General features: G+C 55.9%; 12 protein-coding genes. 2 read left to right on the forward strand and 10 right to left on the reverse strand.

Going from position 1 to position 16886, the window contains the following annotated elements; all coding sequences use genetic code 11:
- Nucleotides 1–1423, reverse strand: a 1423-nt coding sequence (locus AB5405_RS01220; RefSeq protein ID WP_368137308.1) for a DUF262 domain-containing protein, incomplete at its 3' end; no start/stop codon positions are given.
- 186 nt (nt 1424–1609) lie between these two features.
- Between AB5405_RS01220 and AB5405_RS01225 the strand changes: the two genes are divergently transcribed.
- Nucleotides 1610–2962 (forward strand): restriction endonuclease subunit S, encoded by a 1353-nt coding sequence (locus AB5405_RS01225; protein WP_368137309.1) that lies wholly within the window; start codon nt 1610–1612, stop codon nt 2960–2962.
- Here AB5405_RS01225 and AB5405_RS01230 read toward each other — a convergent pair.
- The 8 genes from AB5405_RS01230 to AB5405_RS01265 all read right to left on the reverse strand — a co-directional run bounded on the left by AB5405_RS01230 (nt 2952) and on the right by AB5405_RS01265 (nt 12395).
- The gene (locus AB5405_RS01230) at nt 2952–3446 is read right to left on the reverse strand and encodes a tyrosine-type recombinase/integrase (RefSeq protein ID WP_368137354.1); all 495 of its coding nucleotides are present in this window, start codon (nt 3444–3446) and stop codon (nt 2952–2954) included. The genes AB5405_RS01225 and AB5405_RS01230 overlap by 11 nt on opposite strands.
- Before the next feature lie 3 nt (nt 3447–3449).
- The gene (locus tag AB5405_RS01235; RefSeq protein ID WP_368137310.1) at nt 3450–3746 is read right to left on the reverse strand and encodes a site-specific integrase; all 297 of its coding nucleotides are present in this window, start codon (nt 3744–3746) and stop codon (nt 3450–3452) included.
- 34 nt (nt 3747–3780) lie between these two features.
- A complete protein-coding gene (locus AB5405_RS01240; protein ID WP_368137312.1) occupies nt 3781–5379 on the reverse strand; it encodes a restriction endonuclease subunit S in 1599 nt (532 codons plus the stop codon).
- Nucleotides 5380–6858: a class I SAM-dependent DNA methyltransferase gene (locus AB5405_RS01245; protein WP_368137313.1), complete on the reverse strand. Its 1479-nt coding sequence runs from the start codon at nt 6856–6858 to the stop codon at nt 5380–5382. It abuts the gene before it with no gap.
- Nucleotides 6859–6877: 19 nt separating this feature from the next.
- Complete coding sequence (gene hsdR, locus AB5405_RS01250) at nt 6878–9208, reverse strand: EcoAI/FtnUII family type I restriction enzme subunit R (protein WP_368137314.1); 2331 nt, start codon at nt 9206–9208, stop codon at nt 6878–6880.
- Between the two features lie 191 nt (nt 9209–9399).
- The gene (locus AB5405_RS01255; protein WP_271737715.1) at nt 9400–10128 is read right to left on the reverse strand and encodes a 3'-5' exonuclease; all 729 of its coding nucleotides are present in this window, start codon (nt 10126–10128) and stop codon (nt 9400–9402) included.
- A gap of 463 nt (nt 10129–10591) precedes the next feature.
- Complete coding sequence (locus AB5405_RS01260) at nt 10592–10723, reverse strand: hypothetical protein (protein WP_368137316.1); 132 nt, start codon at nt 10721–10723, stop codon at nt 10592–10594.
- A 265-nt stretch (nt 10724–10988) separates the two neighbouring features.
- Nucleotides 10989–12395: an ATP-binding protein gene (locus tag AB5405_RS01265; RefSeq protein ID WP_368137317.1), complete on the reverse strand. Its 1407-nt coding sequence runs from the start codon at nt 12393–12395 to the stop codon at nt 10989–10991.
- A 653-nt stretch (nt 12396–13048) separates the two neighbouring features.
- Between AB5405_RS01265 and AB5405_RS01270 the strand changes: the two genes are divergently transcribed.
- Nucleotides 13049–14047: a hypothetical protein gene (locus AB5405_RS01270; protein ID WP_368137319.1), complete on the forward strand. Its 999-nt coding sequence runs from the start codon at nt 13049–13051 to the stop codon at nt 14045–14047.
- Nucleotides 14048–14585: 538 nt separating this feature from the next.
- On the opposite strand, the gene AB5405_RS01275 is transcribed toward AB5405_RS01270, so the two are convergent.
- The coding region (locus AB5405_RS01275; RefSeq protein WP_368137320.1) for a molybdopterin cofactor-binding domain-containing protein at nt 14586–16886 on the reverse strand (2301 nt) is incomplete at its 5' end.

Below are 16886 nucleotides of genomic sequence, written 5' to 3' on the forward strand. Positions count from 1 at the left end.
CATCAATCGTCTGGGGCATGACGTGCTCGATCTGGTAATCGTCAGCCGAGATGGACTCCTTCGGGTGATGCCAGTTCTCCATGCGCTCCAGGTAATAGCGCTTTTTGGAGAAGCGGTTGTAGCAGTCACGCGTCTTAAACTCCTCGACAAAATGCTCGTCTGTCGGGAAGTACGCAGTCATACCGCTACTGTGGATAAGGAGCATCGCCGTAACGTACTCCTCTATATCGTCCTGTTGCTCAAGATTGCGATACATGCCGGCAAAGAAATTATTTAGACCCGTGGTAAGCCTGCCGCAAACCGCCCGCCTGAACAGAAACGACTCGATGGTCTCGCAGATACGGAGAAACGCATTGCGGTTCAACATATTTCCCTCGTAAACCGAGTAAAGCAGCATCAAAAGAGGCCTGATCTGCTTCACATCAAGGCTTACGATTCTGCCGAATACTTGGTGCAGGCCATCGTCTTTCTCCTTGCCAAGGAACAACCTGGCATATCTTTGCGCATATTCGCGGAGTTCCTTCAGCAGGTCCTCGGTATCCCCATCGTAGTCGTCGGCGAAATAGCGTTTGAACTCATGGTAGGCTTCGTTCTCCTTTGGCATCCTATTGGGAACCTTGAGCCACAGCCAGTACCAGATAAATGCATTGAACTCTTCCTCGCCGCCCTTTCCGAACAAACGCTCGAGCGGATGCCAGTAACCCTCGTAAAGCTTGGTCTGCTCGTCGTTGGGAAGCGACAAAAGAACGTAGTTACGAATGAGGTCAATAGGCGTGAGCGGCTTGCCCTTGGAGTTCATGGACTCAAATATGAGCTGGGCATTATCAACGCCAGCGGTGAGCTTAGTGTCGATGACCTGCACACGGTTTAGTCCCGCCCAAAGCCTTGCAGGGTCGAATGATTTCCCGTGCATCTTTTCACGGAAGAACGCATGGTTCTCGACAATGCGATCCGATTTTTCATCTGGCACGGGAGACCCAGACACGATGGAGAACAGCGTCTCTTTATCGTCCTGCGAGAGCACCAACTTGTAGCGCGCCAGACCGTTGTAGTCATCATCGTTAAAGAGGTAGTTCTTCCGCAGCGCTGAGATCTTGAGATCGCCAAGGAAGCCGGCCTTGTCGGGATTACCCTCCAGATAGTCAGCCAAGGCAGCAATCATCAACGAAAACGTCGTCATGCGCTGCTGCCCGTCAATCAGAAGCACGCGCGAAATGCTCGTGGCAGAACTCTCGGACTCGGGGATATAGAGCATCGACCCCACGAAGTGCGATACGCCATCACGACCCGCTCGCATGACGTCATCCCAAAGCACCTCGCACTCTTTTACACTCCACGAGTAAACTCGCTGGTACACGGGAATGACGAACTGCATCTTCGCCACACCCATAAGGTCGAGCAGATTTGCCTCGGTTGCTTTCATTTACGCTTGTCCCCTTTCTTGTTTACGCCGCTTGCGGTCAGTCCCCCACTGAACGAAAGGCGCTAAAGACCAGAGCATCGAAGCGCTGGAGCAACCGGGATGCTCGTCTCACTAAATTTTACAACACTTGTCGCGAATACAGTTGAAAGCCAATCCGGTTCCGATGGCTCCCCCTATGAGAAGAGGGTGGATGCCAAGGGTCGCGTGACTAGCGATAAGTGCATCGCGAACGAAGTGCCGTTTGAGGAACTGCCCGAGGGGTGGGCTTGGGCAAGGCTAGAAGATTGCTGCAACGCCATTGTTGACTGCCCCCACTCAACGCCTAGCTATCTCGCCGTTGAAACAGGCTACTCGGCGATTGATACAAATTGCATGGATGATAACTGGCACCTAACGGGATTGCGTTCATTGTCGCGGGAATCCTATGAGAAAAGGACGAAGCGATATGTTCCGCAAGCTGGCGACATTATTTTTTCTCGTGAGGGCTCGATTGGACGCTCGGTTATTCTGCATGAAGGAAATACCTGCCTTGGCCAGCGAGTGATGCTTCTCGGCTGTAACGAAGTGCTGTTGTTTAATAAGTACTGTCAAGTCGCGCTTTCCTCGCCTTATGCATGGAGGCTATATCGTGCTGCAAATATCGGAACGGGCGTAAAGCACATCAATGTTTCAATGATTAAGACGCTGCTTCTCCCCCTCCCGCCCCTCGCCGAGCAGCGCCGCATCGTCGAGCGCGTCGGCGAGCTCATGCCCCTGGTCGAGGAGTACGGCGGGCTCGAGGACGCCCGCGAGGCGCTCGACGCCGCGCTGCCCGGCCGCCTGCGCAAATCCGTGCTGCAGCTGGCGGTGCGGGGCGGGCTGGTGCCCCAGGACCCCGCAGACGAGCCCGCGAGCACCCTGCTCGAGCGCATTCGCGGGCAGCGCCGAGAGCTCGTCGCCGAGAAGAAGATGAAGGCTCCGAAGGGCGGCGAGTCGATCATCTTCGCCGGTTCCGATGGCCGCCGCTATGAGAAGAGGGTGGACGCAAAGGGCCGCGAGTCCGAGCCAGTCTGCATCGAGGACGAGATCCCGTTCGAGACACCCGAGGGCTGGGAGTGGGCGAGACTGGGGTCGGTTTTCTCTATGCAGGCTGGCAAGAATATCAAGGCATCACTTTTGTCTGATGTTCAGACTGAAAACACTCCATATCCTTGTTTTGGGGGAAATGGGGTCCGTGGCTTTGTTGCTAAACCCAACGCAAGTGGCGATTTTCCAATAATCGGGCGTCAAGGTGCCCTTTGCGGGAATGTAAGACGAGCATCCGGTGACTTCTATGCGACGGAGCATGCGGTCATTGTCCGTTGCTTTCTTGACGCGAATATTGCATGGACCTGTTTGTTTCTAAACGCGCTTAATTTGAACCAGTATGCAACTGCGACAGCACAGCCGGGGCTGGCCGTATCCAAGATATCCGAAGTCTTGATTCCCATTCCGCCCCTGGCCGAACAGCGCCGAATTGTCGAGCGTTTCGACATGTTGGAGCCACTCGTTACCAATTAATTGCCTTATTAACTGCGGCGCGCTGTTCATTGGCGGTGCGCCGCAAATAGATTCGTGTCGTCTCGATGCTCTCGTGCCCCATTAGGTCAGCGAGCAGCGAAATGTCTGGATTACGTTCGATAAAGTTCTTTGCGAATAGGTGCCTAAACGAATGGGGATAAACGACGTCTTGGTCGACGCCATAGCGTAAGGCCGCTCGTTTCAGCCCCATAGATATTCCACGCGAAGTGATCGCGTTGTCGTTTTTGCCTGGAAACAGAAGACCGTTCATTGAACCGGCTTTCCATGTAATACTTTCCTGGCGCAAAGAGTCAGGAATCCAAATCCTCCTGAGCTTTTGGCCTTTTGAAACGATGTCCATATATCCAGCGATTACGTGTTCCACTTTAAACTGTCTTAGTTCACTTACTCGCGCACCGGTACATCCAAGAAAGCGGACAATAAAATACCAAAACCAGTCACCGTCTTGTTTCAGACCATCGATTAACTAAACGTACTGTTCGTTACTGATGACATTGTCGAGAAATGGTTTCTGCTGAATTCGTACTCCCCTTAGTCTTATCCCGTCGAATGCGATGTAATCCAAGTAGACGTTGATAGCTCCGATTCGGTTGTTTGCGGTCTTCGGTGCAAACGAGGAAACCAGCCACTCCTTGTGGTTAAGGAGCGACTGATTTGTGAGTTGTGCTACCTTTTCGAGAAGTTGTTCGCTTGCGAACACGTATGATTCAACAGTGTTTTGTGCGTAACCTTTTTCCTGGAGATATCGAGCAAATGACTTCATGACACCTTCCTTTCGTTGGGTGCCATGAAAACAGCTAAAGTGCGTTTGCTGTATAAGTCCTAAAAACTGCAACGATACGACGTTGCTCAGCCAGTGGCGGCACAGCAACGAGCCAACGTTTTCCGTCGTCGATTCCAAGCCTCGGCATTTTTACTCCATATGAGCACCCTTTGGCGTACTTAACAAAATCAGGTTCCATAAGCACTAGCTGCGCATATTCGTTGCTGAATCCAAGAAAATTCAGCGGCAGAATTTCGGAGCTGCAGACCCCATCTTCATCAGCAATTACTACCTTGTTAAGGTATGGACGTAATTTGCTATATAGAACCGATCCAGAAGCAAAGACGTGCTTGGTGCTGCCGCTTTCCCCTTTGACCTTGCGCTTTTTTCGCACAATACTTCCTGAATCCTTTTCAATATCTTCAAGGTCGAGGTTCCAAACGCCTTCGGCAGCGTCCTTATAGTCGATATTCCGACACGCACCAAAGTCACATAGGGACCCCAGTCTCGCCCACTCCCAGCCCTCGGGTGTCTCGAACGGGATCTCGTCCTCGATGCAGACTGGCTCGGACTCGCGGCCCTTTGCGTCCACCCTCTTCTCATAGCGGCGGCCATCGGAACCGGCGAAGATGATCGACTCGCCGCCCTTCGGAGCCTTCATCTTCTTCTCGGCGACGAGCTCTCGGCGCTGCCCGCGAATGCGCTCGAGCAGGGTGCTCGCGGGCTCGTCTGCGGGGTCCTGGGGCACCAGCCCGCCCCGCACCGCCAGCTGCAGCACGGATTTGCGCAGGCGGCCGGGCAGCGCGGCGTCGAGCGCCTCGCGGGCGTCCTCGAGCCCGCCGTACTCCTCGACCAGGGGCATGAGCTCGCCGACGCGCTCGACGATGCGGCGCTGCTCGGCGAGGGGCGGGAGGGGGAGAAATAGCTCTTTTAGCACTGCTGCTTTGATTCCTTTTGCGGTCGTCCCCGTGGCATGATCCTTAACTTGAATTTGGAACAGTGGAGATAGAATTATTTGGCAGAACAGGGCATTGTCTGGACCAACTGTGCCGTAATTCTGAAGGGTAATGACACGCTGTCCACAGCTGCAACGTTTCATTTCGCATATCGCGCAATACCCCATCGGGGCTTCGGTTGTAAACAGCAAGTCGCCACGGTGGGTCTCCCCGCGAGACAAGCGTGTTGCATATTCGTCTTCTGAAATATACTCCTCGCGCGTGTAATCAATATAGCCTTGGCGAATGTTGCTCGCAGTCATTAGTCGAACACCTGAAGGTGATTTGTGAGGTGTTTTACCCCTGTAATCAATGAAGTTATATACGGTTTCCAGCCTTGCCCAAGCCCACCCCTCGGGCAGTTCCTCAAACGGCACTTCGTTCGCGATGCACTTATCGCTAGTCACGCGACCCTTGGCATCCACCCTCTTCTCATAGGGGGAGCCATCGGAACCGATATAGATAATGCTCTCCCCGCCTTTAGAGAACTTGGCCTTACCCTCAGCGATAAGCTTATGCTTCTCTTCACGGATGCGTTCGAGAAGGACGCTGGCAGGCTCGTCGTTCGGATCCTGCGGCACAAGCTTGCCCTCGACCGCCATTTGCAGAATTGAGTTCTTCAGGTCTTTTGCCTTCATCTACGCCTCAATCCCAAGAATCTCGCAAATTCGAGCCAACTTCTGGTCAATCTCGGCGTCGAGCTTAGCGCGCTCTTCTTTGTAGCTCCTAATCAGCTCGTCGGGCGGCAAAATCTCTTCTTCCTCGTGTGGATAGCCACACAAATCAAGATTGAAGCCGCCGTCTCGCAACTCGTCGACTGTATAGAACTTTGCCTTGGGATTACCATCTTCCTCGATATCTCGACGGTTCTCCCACCATTCCTTTACAGGTGCAAAATGTTCGAGCCTAATGGGCTTAGTCTTAGAAAAGTGCTTATATCCCTCGGGCATATCCATGCGATAGAACCAGACGCCCTCAGAAGCCCCGGAATTATCGAAGAACAGAACGTTGGTAGTGATGCTCGTGTAGGGAGCGAAAACGCTCTGCGGAAGGCGCAAAACAGTATGCAGGTTCATATCCTCAAGCAGGCGACGCTTGATCTCCGTCTTCGCGCTATCCTGGCCAAAGAGAAAGCCATCCGGAATGATGACAGCAGCGCGGCCGCCTCGCTTAAGACGATAAAGGATGAGTCCAAGGAATAGATCCGCAGTTTCGGAGCTACGGAGCGCAACAGGGAAGTTGTTTTGCACTGACGCGCTTTCAGATCCTCCATAGGGGGGATTCATGAGTACGACATCAAACTGGCCATCAGGCTTGTGCTTCCATTCGCGAACATCTTTTTCAAGCGAGTTATCGTGAAAGACCTTGGGGTTGTCGATGTCGTGTAGCAGCATGTTGGTTATGCACAACAGATAGGGCAGTTGTTTCTTCTCGATGCCATAAACCGAGCTCGTGTAGGCCACGCGATCAGCCGGAGTCTCTATCTGGTTGCGGAGGATGTTGAGGGCGCTCGTCAAAAAGCCGCCTGTGCCGCAAGCAAAGTCAGCCACGGTCTCACCGAGCTTGGGCGCAAGTGCTCGGGCCATAAAGTCGGTCACCGCTCGGGGCGTGTAAAACTCACCGGCATTGCCCGCGGACTGCAAGTCTTTAAGGATGGTCTCGTAAATTTCGCCGAAAGCGTGGCGCTCTTTGTACTCGGTAAAGTCAACCGCCTCGTCAATCTCATTGACGACCTGACGAAGCAGGATGCCATCTTTCATGTAGTTGTTAGCGTCAGTAAAGGCCGCCTTAACGACGACGTGACACAGGGGTGCCTCAGGTGCAAGCTCTAAGCTCTCGAGAGTCTTGAAGAGATCGTTGTTTACAAAATCGAGGAGCTCATCACCGGTAAGCGCCTTGCCGTCCTTCGCATCATGCGCCCAGCTGTGCCAGCGCAGACGCTCGGGGATGATGGATTGATAGGAGTCATCGTGAAACTCCCACTCCTGCTCCTTAGCATCGTAGATCTTGAGGAAGAAAAGCCAGGTCATTTGCTCAATGCGCTGTGCATCGCCATTGATGCCGGCGTCTTTACGCATGATGTTCTGCAGGGTCTTTACAAGAGATCCCAGTGCCATTTGCTATCGTTACCTTTCTCTATGCGATATAGAGCTCGTCCTCGAGCATCTGCGCTGCCTGAATGTACTGTTGTTTGCCGCCGAATGCGGCGACGATCTTCATTGGGCTGCCAAACCGACGGAATTCTTCGAGGTCGAGGACATGGGTATCGTCCAAGTCTACGAGGTTCGACGTCGCATATTTATCGAGAAGTGCTTCAAGGACCTCGCGCGCGACGCCGGCATACTCATAAAGCACGCCCTTCTTCTTGACGCTATTGGCTCTCTCACTGCGCGTCAGGGGCCTCTGGTCGTAAGCAATATGGCAAATGAGGTCAAAGTCGCTCATTTGCTCCTGTCCAGTCTCGAGCCGCAGCTCGTCCAGGAATACGCCACGTGAGCGCAGCTCATCGATAATCGCTTGCTTTTTATGTTCAGAGTTCCACGCCGCTAGGAAGTGGTCAAGAGTGTCGTATTCGCCAAGGATGTTTTTTCGCGTATAGTCCTTAAGGCTCTCAGTTACAAGAAGGCCATCGGAGGAGTAATACTGCACCATCTCCGACACTACATAGACGTCGGCCCCATGAACGTGATATTTCACATGGGAGGACGGATCGTCCGGCGGTAATACGGGTGGGTCTACGATTGGAGGCGGAGGCGGGACGGGGCTGCCGCCATTGCCGCCGGGACCCGGGTCCGCAATGGGGTCACCCGGATTAGGCTCAAACACAACAACAGGCTCACCATCGAACTCGGGATCTGCGAACAAACGCGATGCGTCACGAAAATCGAGGATAGTGAAATAGAGTTTGTCGTAGTCCTCACAGATACGGGTTCCGCGGCCGATAATCTGCTTGAACTCCGTCATTCCGTGCTCACCGAACTTGTTGTCGAGCACGACTACCTTACACGTCTTGCAATTAACGCCAGTGGTGAGAAGCTTCGAAGTCGTAACGATGGTCGGGTATTTCTCGTCGGGGTCGATGAAGTTATCTAACTGAGCCTTACCTTCCCTGTCGTCACCCGTAATCTTCATGATGTAGGTGGGGTGATCTCTTACGATATCGGCGTTCTCGTTTACAAGGGCACGTCGCATGTTTTCGGCATGCTCGATGTCAACGCAAAAGACTATGGTCTTGGAGTAACGATCCGTCTCCTTTAGAAATTGAGTTATCCGCTTGGCAACTTCCTCGTAGCGCTCTTTGATGACGATCTCGCTGTCGAAGTCCTGCTTCTCGAAAACACGTTTGGGCAGGGCTTCGCCGCGATCATCCACGGTGCCTTCCTCAGTACGGTATCCGTAAATGTCGACGTTCAGCTTAGGGCGAATAACTTTATACGGGGCAAGAAAGCCATCCTCGATACCCTGTTTAAGGGAGTAGGTATAGACAGGTTCGCCGAAGTAGGTAATGTTTGAAACCTCTTCAGTCTCCTTTGGCGTGGCCGTCATTCCGATTTGAATTGCGCAATTGAAATACTCGAGTACTTTACGCCATGCGGAGTCCGCCGCGGCGCTTCCGCGATGGCACTCGTCTACGATAATCAAATCGAAGAATTCCGAGTCGAACTCGCGGAATATTTCTTCACCGTTTTCTCCAACAAGCTGTTGGTAGAGCGAGAAATAGACCTCGTAAGCAGAATCGAGCTTTCGGCCTACGACCTTGGTTGTAACCCTCTTGAGAGGCTTGAAATCGCCGTCTATGGTCTGATCGACGAGAATATTGCGGTCCGCCAGATAGAGAACCTTACGAACCTCGGTAGTCTGTCGCAAGCGATGAACGATTTGAAAAGCCGTAAAAGTCTTTCCCGTTCCCGTTGCCATAACGAGCAAGATGCGATTCTTACCTCGCGCAATAGCTTCAAGCGTACGATTGATGGCGATGCACTGATAGTAGCGAGGATGATTGCCGCCGTGCTCCTGGTAATACGGAGCGGTCACAATCTCCTGGCTATACGGATGTTCAAGCCCCTTAGCTTTTGAGTATCGTGTCCAAAGTTCCGCCGGAGTGGGAAACTCGTCCATGGCAAGAGCGCGCTCTTTCCCGGTAAGAAAATCGTGCTCAACAAAACCCTTTCCGTTTGAGCTGTACGCAAACGGAATATCGAGCAGCTGGGCATATCCCATCCCCTGTTGGAGACCGGCATCAACGGTGTGCTCCGTATCCTTAGCCTCGACGATTGCGATAGGGATGCCCGGAGCATACATCAGAAGGTAGTCAGCCTTCTTCTTGTCTTTACGGGTGACCATACTTCCGCGCACAACAATCTCGCCACTGGTAAAGAAATACTCAGTGAAGACTTGGGTATTGCGATCCCACGACTTCATAATCGCAGGATCAATGAGTTTAAGCCGTGTGTCAGACTCGTTCATACGTCTCGGAACCCCTCATTGCGCAAAGCGACAGCTATTGATGTTGAGTTGATTAATTTTATCATCACTATGCAATCTAGCAGCCGCTTTATACTAAATGAGACGAAGTAAAGTCAGCCCCGTGAGAAAGCTCCAAAGAAAGCAAAATGAGCCCCGTTGACTTGAGTCAGAGGTCATTCCCGGAGCCCCGCCTACCTCCCCTCCGCCTTCAGCTTCAGCAGCAGGTCGCCCAGCTCGGGGCACTTGTTGGAAAGGCGCATCTGGGCTCGATCGCCCATCCCCCACCGCTGGCGGATCTCCTGAGCACGCGGACTCACGCGATAGTCCCCGTCCATCACCTGCTTGAGCAACTTGGCGGTCACGCGCGCGTCGGCTAGGGCACTGTGGGCGTGACCCGTCGACTCGTCAAACTCGATGCCAAACCACGTCGCCGCGTCATTCAAAGAGACGCACTCGTGGCTGCCCACGTCCATGATCGAGGTGTAAAACGCCTGCAGATCGGCCCAGTCCGTAGGAAATGCGGCAAGGTCGATTTGCTTTGCCTGGCACTCGGTCATAAGCTGTCGACGGTCCGTCCCGCTCCAGCAAACTATCTGGGCGGAGTAGCGGCCGATCCAATCGCTGAGCCTTTTGATCACCATGTAGAGCGGGTCGGCCATCGCGGTGTCCACGGCCGATATACCTGTGAGCTCGCGGACGGGAAACGCAACGCCTTCGGTAAATTCCGTCTGCACAAACTGCGAGAACTCGCCCATAACGTTGCCGTGGTAATCGAGCTTGACGGCGCCGACCTCGATAATCTCATTGCGCAGTCCACGGCGCTGGCGCTGCTTTGGCACCGGCGCAAACTCAAAGTCCAGCACAATCTGGCGCGCAAAGTTCGTCGTATCGATAGCCGAGATACCCGGCGTCTTTTTCAACTGACACGGTTAGGGCCTTTCTCCGTTGCCTGCCGCTTGCTACATAGGCGGCTACATTGCCGTAAGGATAGGTGGCCGCGCGGACATGAAAGCTGGGCGCAATACCATGCGCCAGGCACACGCCATGCAGACGGCCCCAAGAGAGTTGCCCGCTCTATTCAAATGCATGAAAAGATTGAGGCCCGGTGACTTGAATCAGAGGTCATCCCGGGCCCATCAGAGCTCGCAGAGCTCTTGGTTGCTTTGGTCTCGCTCTTCACGGCGCTTATCGAACTTTCCGAGGCACTCAAGCAGCATTCGAAGCATAACAAGTCGCTGCCATTAAGGCATTGACCTCTTGACCAAGCAACGGCGCTGCCCAGCTCTTCACCACTTGGGCTGCCGTCAACTTTATTCTATCCGCGAGCATCTGGTTTACCAAATGGATTTTCGGTAAAGGAAGCACGGCACGCCCGCAAAACCACTACGCCCCAAGTGCCGCCATGGGGATCACCGCCACGCCGTCGTCGCGCGCGTAGGCAATGCCCCCTTTCCAACCACGACCGCCAAAAACGCCGGCGCGGTATTCTAAGACGCGCTTTCCAATTGAAGCCATGTCGATTCTGGGACACAGTTTCCACTTGAGCTCCTGACGGGAAAGCGCGTCCCACTCTGAAGCTCGATTCCGGGATACGGCTTCCGCCAGAGACCTCAGCCGGAAACGGCATCCCACTCTGGAGCCAGAATCCGGGACGCATCTTCCGCTTGAGGGCCGATCCGGAAAGTGCGTCCCAGTCTGAGCGCTCATTCCGGGATGCAATTTCCACTGGCAGCCAGTACGACAACAGAGGGGCCCCGTTCCAGCCATTCGAGGACAAGCTTTACCCCCGAGCAGCGTTATCCCGCTCGCACATCTCGGCAAACGAAATCAGCTTGACGTCTCCCCTACCCTCCGCGGCATCCCGACATCCCTGCGTAAAGCCGCTTTTTGAGAAAAGTGCATAGCTTTTTCGTTGCCGTCTAAAGAGCTCGCTTCGGTATACGAGCTTTTGCAGCACGTCTTCGCCCACCGGTTCATTGCGCCATTTGCACTCCGCAAACAGCGCAGCGCCCTCGCCATCGTCAACAATCAAGTCGATTTCTTCCTGCATATGCGTGCGATTATCCGTCCCCCACCAGCGCCCGACGCTCGCCGGAACCACATCGAGCCGGCCCGCGCGCGCGAGTTCGTAAACATATTGCCTGCATATAAGCTCAAAGACCGTACCCATGTAATCCGATACGTACGGCTCAATACGCTTATACGCCATCTCGGCCATATCGTTTTGAATCAGCCCGATGTTCTGCGGAACAAACTTGTACCAGAACCTAAACATCTGGTCGCTCAGCAGATAAACGGCTCGCTTATTGCTCGTCTCGTTTAGGGGCAGCTCGCGCTCGACAATCCCAAGCGACGCCAGCTTATCCACATAGCCCTTTACGTTGCTCGCAGGGATTCCCGTAGAGCTCGCAATCTCCGAGATCTTCGAGCGCCCCTGAGCAATTGCTTGCACGATCGCATCATATTGCTCGGGATTGCGGCACTCTTGCAATAGCAGGTTACTCGGCTCCTCAAAGAGATAGCCCGTAGGAGTAAGAAAAAGACGTTTGATGTTGTCCTTGAGCGGTGCGACAGGATCGACTTTCTCGATATATGCAGGAATGCCGCCCGTCATGCCATAGCAAACCGCAGCGTCTTCGCGACTCATGCCCTGCCACAGGCCGAGGGTCGTCGTAAAATCGAGCGGCATGATCTTAAACTGGGCCGTACGCCTACCGTATAGTGGGCTCTCGTAGCCCAGCACCCGCTCTTCCATGAACGAAAGCGACGACCCGCACAGGATAAGCATGAGCTTGGTCTCTTTGTACAGGTGATCGATCTTGTCTTGCAGCAACGAGCTGATCTCGGGATTCGATTGGGCGAGATAGGGATACTCGTCAATCACGACAATCAAACGCTCCGTGCGAGCCATGGTAGCCAATGCATCGAACGCCTCGTCAAGACTACGAAACGACACGCCTGCAGCACCAACCGAGCCTGCAAGTATCGCCTGGCTAAAGCCGTGCAGGTTTGCCTCCGCATTGGTACGACGAGCTTGAAAGTAAATAGCCTTCTTGCCTTGGATGAACTCTGTGATAAGGCGCGTTTTACCCACGCGACGGCGGCCGTAAATCACAGGCATCTCAAAGGAGCCCGTGCCATACAGTCGATTGAGCTCGGACATTTCCGCTGTTCTTCCGATAAACATAGGGCCATCCTTCCTTCACGTTATAGCTAGCCATATTATACCTTCCTATAATATAGCTAGCTATAACGTAATTCGACAAGCGGCGCACGAAAAGAGGCGGTACACCCCCGCACGTGGACCGTTCCGGAAAATGTATCCCGTTCTGGAGCCAAAAACTGGGCCGTAGTTTCCGCCAAACATGTCATCCGGAAAGCGCTTCCCGCTCTGAGCCTGAATTCTGGGATGCGGTTTCCGCTGAAGCTTCTACCGGAAAGCGAATCCCATTCTGAGCGTCGAATCCGGGACGCAGTTTCCGGTTGAGGGGCGTTCCGGAAAGCGCGTCCCATTCCGAGCGGCAATTCCGGGTCACGGTTTCCTCAGGTACAAGGCGACGATCCGCCGCCTTTATCACATGCCTTCAAATATGCGATCAAGAAACACAAAACAGCAGATAGATTGCTCTTTTTCGGAAAAGTAAACGTCCCTAAACTTACCAAGGCTTCATATCCAGCTACCGTTCACGGTCGCCGATTACCGCCCACCGATTCAAACAAGAAATATGTCGCCAAAAGCAGGCCATCTACCTGCATGGTTAGATTTTGGTCAGCTTTTGGTCAGCTGAGCGGCAAGTTCCAGCTGATACGTTTTTGCTACCCAAAAGGAGGCGGTAGCTCATGACCCATTGCAATGACCAACTCATCGACCAGCTGTTGAACCAGGCCGAACAAGAGGGGCGCTGTCTGATTCCCCCGAGCACGGCGATCCGAAAAGCGCTCCTTCGGCGCACCGGCGGCACGGTTGTCTCGCCCATGCCGGGGTTGTTTGCGCGAAAAACGCGCTGGGATGAACTCAACCGAGCGCAACGCCATTGCGAGATTATCCGCGCCCTTGCGATCATCCATCCCGATTGGACGTTCTGCTCGTTTTCGGCAGCTTGCCTGCTGGGGCTCGAGGTCTCGTGGCGACACCTGAACGTCGTGCATGTTTGCAGCTCGACAAAGCCGTCGGCTCGTCCGGGCGCACATATTCAGCGACACCAGATTGAGCCGGCCGGAGCAATACGCAGAGCCGGCATATCGGTAACGCCGCCCATCCAAACGGCCACAGATTGCCTGCTGCAAACTGGTTTTGCCGACGGCATGCCCATTGCCGATTCGGCGATCTCAAAGCTCGGCCTTGCGTCGGAACAGCTGATGGAGGCCGTTGAGCAACGAGCGACTGCCCGCAATGGTCGCGCGATTCGCACCGCCCTCACAACGCTTCGATATGCCGACGCCCGCGCCGAGAGCGGCGGGGAATCGGTCGCCCGAGCCATCATGATCGAGACAGGCTGTGCGCCCGACTGGCTTCAATACGAGCTGACGGACCCCTTCGATTCGGCCAAGCCCATACGAACGGACTTTGCCTGGGAGCGCCAGGCGTGGGAACTCACGCTGGGCGAGCTCGACGGGCTCATCAAATATACCGACCAGACCATGCTGGCCGGACGCACCACCGCCGAGGCGCTCGTTGCCGAACGACAGCGCGAGGCGCACCTATCGCTCTACGGTCACCCTCTGCTGCGCTTTACCATGAACGAGGTCCGCTCGGCAGGAATGCTCGCCAAAAAGCTGCAGACGGCAGGCATCCGACAGACCGCTCTACCGACATGGCTCAACGAGGTGGACCTGTAGGAGCTGCTAGGCCAAGCATCGCCGAATCGCATTCCCCCTATCTGGGCCGCGTTTTCCCAACGGCCACGCCAACGGAAAGCGCGTCCCAGCCTGGACGCTCAAAACGGGATGCACTTTCCGGATGGCGGGCCAGCGGAAAGCGTGTCCCGGAATGAATGCTCAAACTGGGATGCACTTTCCAAACGACCGGCTAGCGGAAAGCGCATCCCATTCCGGGCGCGCATTCTGGGACACAGCTTCCGCTTGAGGCCTCCGCCGGAAAGCGCGTCCCGTTCTGAGGCCTGATTCCGGGATGCAATTTCCGCTTGAGAGCTGTTCCGGAAAACGAATCCCATTCTGAGCGTCGAATCCGAGATGCAATTTCCGGTTGAGGGCTGTTCCGGAAAGCGCGTCCCATTCCGAGGCCTGATTCCGGGACACAGTTTCCGCTCCAAACAAAAGGCCCCGGCTCGCGATGGAGCCGGGGGCCAAAGGCGCAGCGTATGTAGTTGATGTTGAGCGCGAACGGCCCGTCAACAATGGCCGTCCACGCTCTACCCTACCCGCGGCGACGGACGCGGCTGTAGGGCGTATCCACCATGGGAAGATCCGGACGCAGTTTGCCGTCAAACGCGCGGTAGGCGTTCTGCACGGCGGGCGCCGTGGGAATCGTTGCGATCTCGCCGATGCCCTTGCCGCCGTATGCCACGGGCAGCAGCTCGTCCTTCTCCACGTAGATGGCGTGGATATCCGGAATCTCGGGCGCACGGAACAGCCCGAGCGTACCGTACCTTGCCTGGGGTACGCAGTCCTTGAGCGGCCAGTCCTCGGTAAGCGCATAGCCCATACCCATGAGCACGCCGCCTTCGATCTGACCCTGGATGGAGATGGGGTTGACCACCTTGCCGGAATCGTGCGCAGCATAGATCTCGCTCACGCGGCCGTCATCGTCCAAAATGACCACATGCGTGGCAAAGCCGTAGCAGATGTGGCTCTTGGGGTTGGGAACATCCGCACCCAGCTTGTCGGTCGGCTCCAGGTACACGTAGCCAAACTCGCATCCCTCGAGCGCCTTGATGGCGGCCGCGGGATCCTGAGGATGCATACCCTGGCCGGCGACGAGCTCCTGCGTGTGCAGCTGATAGGCGCGACCGTCGTCGTACTCGATCTTGACGCCGTCGCCATGCGCATTCACGGGAGCGGCGGGCGCAGACTTGCCGGCCTCGATGTCAAGCATGGCATCGCGCAGCAGGAAGGCGGCACCGCGCACGGCCTCGCCGGTCACGACCGTCTGACGCGAGCCAGACGTGGTGCCGGAGTCGGGAGCGTTCTCGGTGGAGCACTCGCCGTTGGCGATGCAGCGAAGCGGCAGGCCGCATGCCTCGGCAACGTCCTGCAAAAAGACGGTGTTGCAGCCCTGGCCGATGTCGGACGTGGCGGCATAGACCACGGCCACGCCGTCCTCGATGCGAATCTTGCAGCGGCCGGCATCGGGCAGGCCAACGCCCACGCCGGCGTTCTTCATGGCGCAGGCGATACCGGCGTGTCCGGGATGCGCATAGTAGGCATCCTTGACCTCGAGCAGTGTCTCCTTCAGCGCCGTGGAGCAGTCGGCAATCTGACCGTTGGGCAAAACCTCGCCCGGCTCGATGGCGTTGCGGTAGCGAATCTCCCACGGATCCAGGCCGACCTTCTCTGCCAGCAGGTCGATCAGGCTCTCGAGCGCAAACTCGGACTGGCAAACGCCAAAGCCGCGGTACGCACCGGCGGGCGGGTTGTTGGTGTAGTAGCCAAAGCCGCGGATGTCGGTGTTCTGGTACTTGTAGGGGCCGACGGCATGCGTACAGGCGCGCTCGAGCACCGGGCCGCACAGCGACGCGTAGGCGCCGGTGTCAAAGTTGATCTCGCAGTCTAGGCCGGTAAAGTTGCCCTCGGCGTCGCAGCCCAGCGTAAAGGTGCCGTCCATGGCATGGCGCTTGGGATGGAAAGCGAGCGACTCGGCACGCGTGAGCTTACACTTCACAGGACGTTGGAACTTATAGGCGGCGAGCGCGGCCAGGTGCTGGATGGACACGTCCTCCTTGCCGCCAAAGCCGCCACCCACGAGCATGGTCTCTACAACCACGCGCTCGGGCTCGCTATCCCAGCCAAACATGTGAGCGCACTCTTTGCGCGTATCGTAGGCACCCTGGTCGGTCGACTGCACCTTGACGCCGTTCTTGTACGGGAAGGCAACGGCACACTCGGGCTCCAAGAAGGCATGCTCGGTAAAGGGCGTGGTAAAGCGCTGCGTCACGGTGAACGCGCTTTCGGCCAGTGCCTTGGCGGCGTCGCCGCGCGTCACATGACGGCTCTGGCACACGTTGTCCTTGAGCTCCACTGTGTTGCCAAAGGCAAAGAAGCTGTCATGCAGGCGCGGGGCGTCGGCGGCCCTGGCCTCCACAATGTTGCGCACGGGCTCCAACGGCTCGTAGTCAATCTTTACGAGCTTCTTGGCCTTCTCGAGCGTCGCCTCGTCCTCGGCGACCACCAGCACGATGGCATCGCCCACGCAGCGGGTGATATCGCCCTGAGCGATCATGACGTCCCAGTCCTGGATAAGGTGGCCGACCTGGTTGACCGGCACGTCCTCGGCGCGCAGGATGCCCACCACACCGGGCAGGGCCTCGGCCTTGGAGGTGTCGATGGAGAGCACGCGGGCGCGCGGATACTTGGAGCGCACGGCGCTGGCATAGGTCAGGCCCGGCTGATCGAGCTCGTCGATGTCGTCGGGATACTTGCCCTCGCCGAGCACCTTCTTGCGCACGTCAATACGGAAGGCGCGCTTGCCCACGCCGTAGTCATCGCCGCGCTCCAGGTC

The sequence above is a fragment of the Collinsella aerofaciens genome, assembly GCF_040920445.1.
GTDB classification, from domain to species: Bacteria; Actinomycetota; Coriobacteriia; order Coriobacteriales; family Coriobacteriaceae; genus Collinsella; species Collinsella aerofaciens_BH.

Excerpts from the sequence above, each read along its gene's own strand:
- AB5405_RS01235 (WP_368137310.1), bottom strand. The coding sequence starts at position 3,746 with ATGAAGTCATTTGCTCGATATCTCCAGGAAAAAGGTTACGCACAAAAC.
- AB5405_RS01240 (WP_368137312.1), bottom strand. The coding sequence starts at position 5,379 with ATGAAGGCAAAAGACCTGAAGAACTCAATTCTGCAAATGGCGGTCGAG.
- AB5405_RS01245 (WP_368137313.1), bottom strand. The coding sequence starts at position 6,858 with ATGGCACTGGGATCTCTTGTAAAGACCCTGCAGAACATCATGCGTAAA.
- hsdR (WP_368137314.1), bottom strand. The coding sequence starts at position 9,208 with ATGAACGAGTCTGACACACGGCTTAAACTCATTGATCCTGCGATTATG.
- AB5405_RS01260 (WP_368137316.1), bottom strand. The coding sequence starts at position 10,723 with ATGGCTTCAATTGGAAAGCGCGTCTTAGAATACCGCGCCGGCGTTTTT.
- AB5405_RS01265 (WP_368137317.1), bottom strand. The coding sequence starts at position 12,395 with ATGTTTATCGGAAGAACAGCGGAAATGTCCGAGCTCAATCGACTGTAT.
- AB5405_RS01270 (WP_368137319.1), top strand. The coding sequence starts at position 13,049 with ATGACCCATTGCAATGACCAACTCATCGACCAGCTGTTGAACCAGGCC.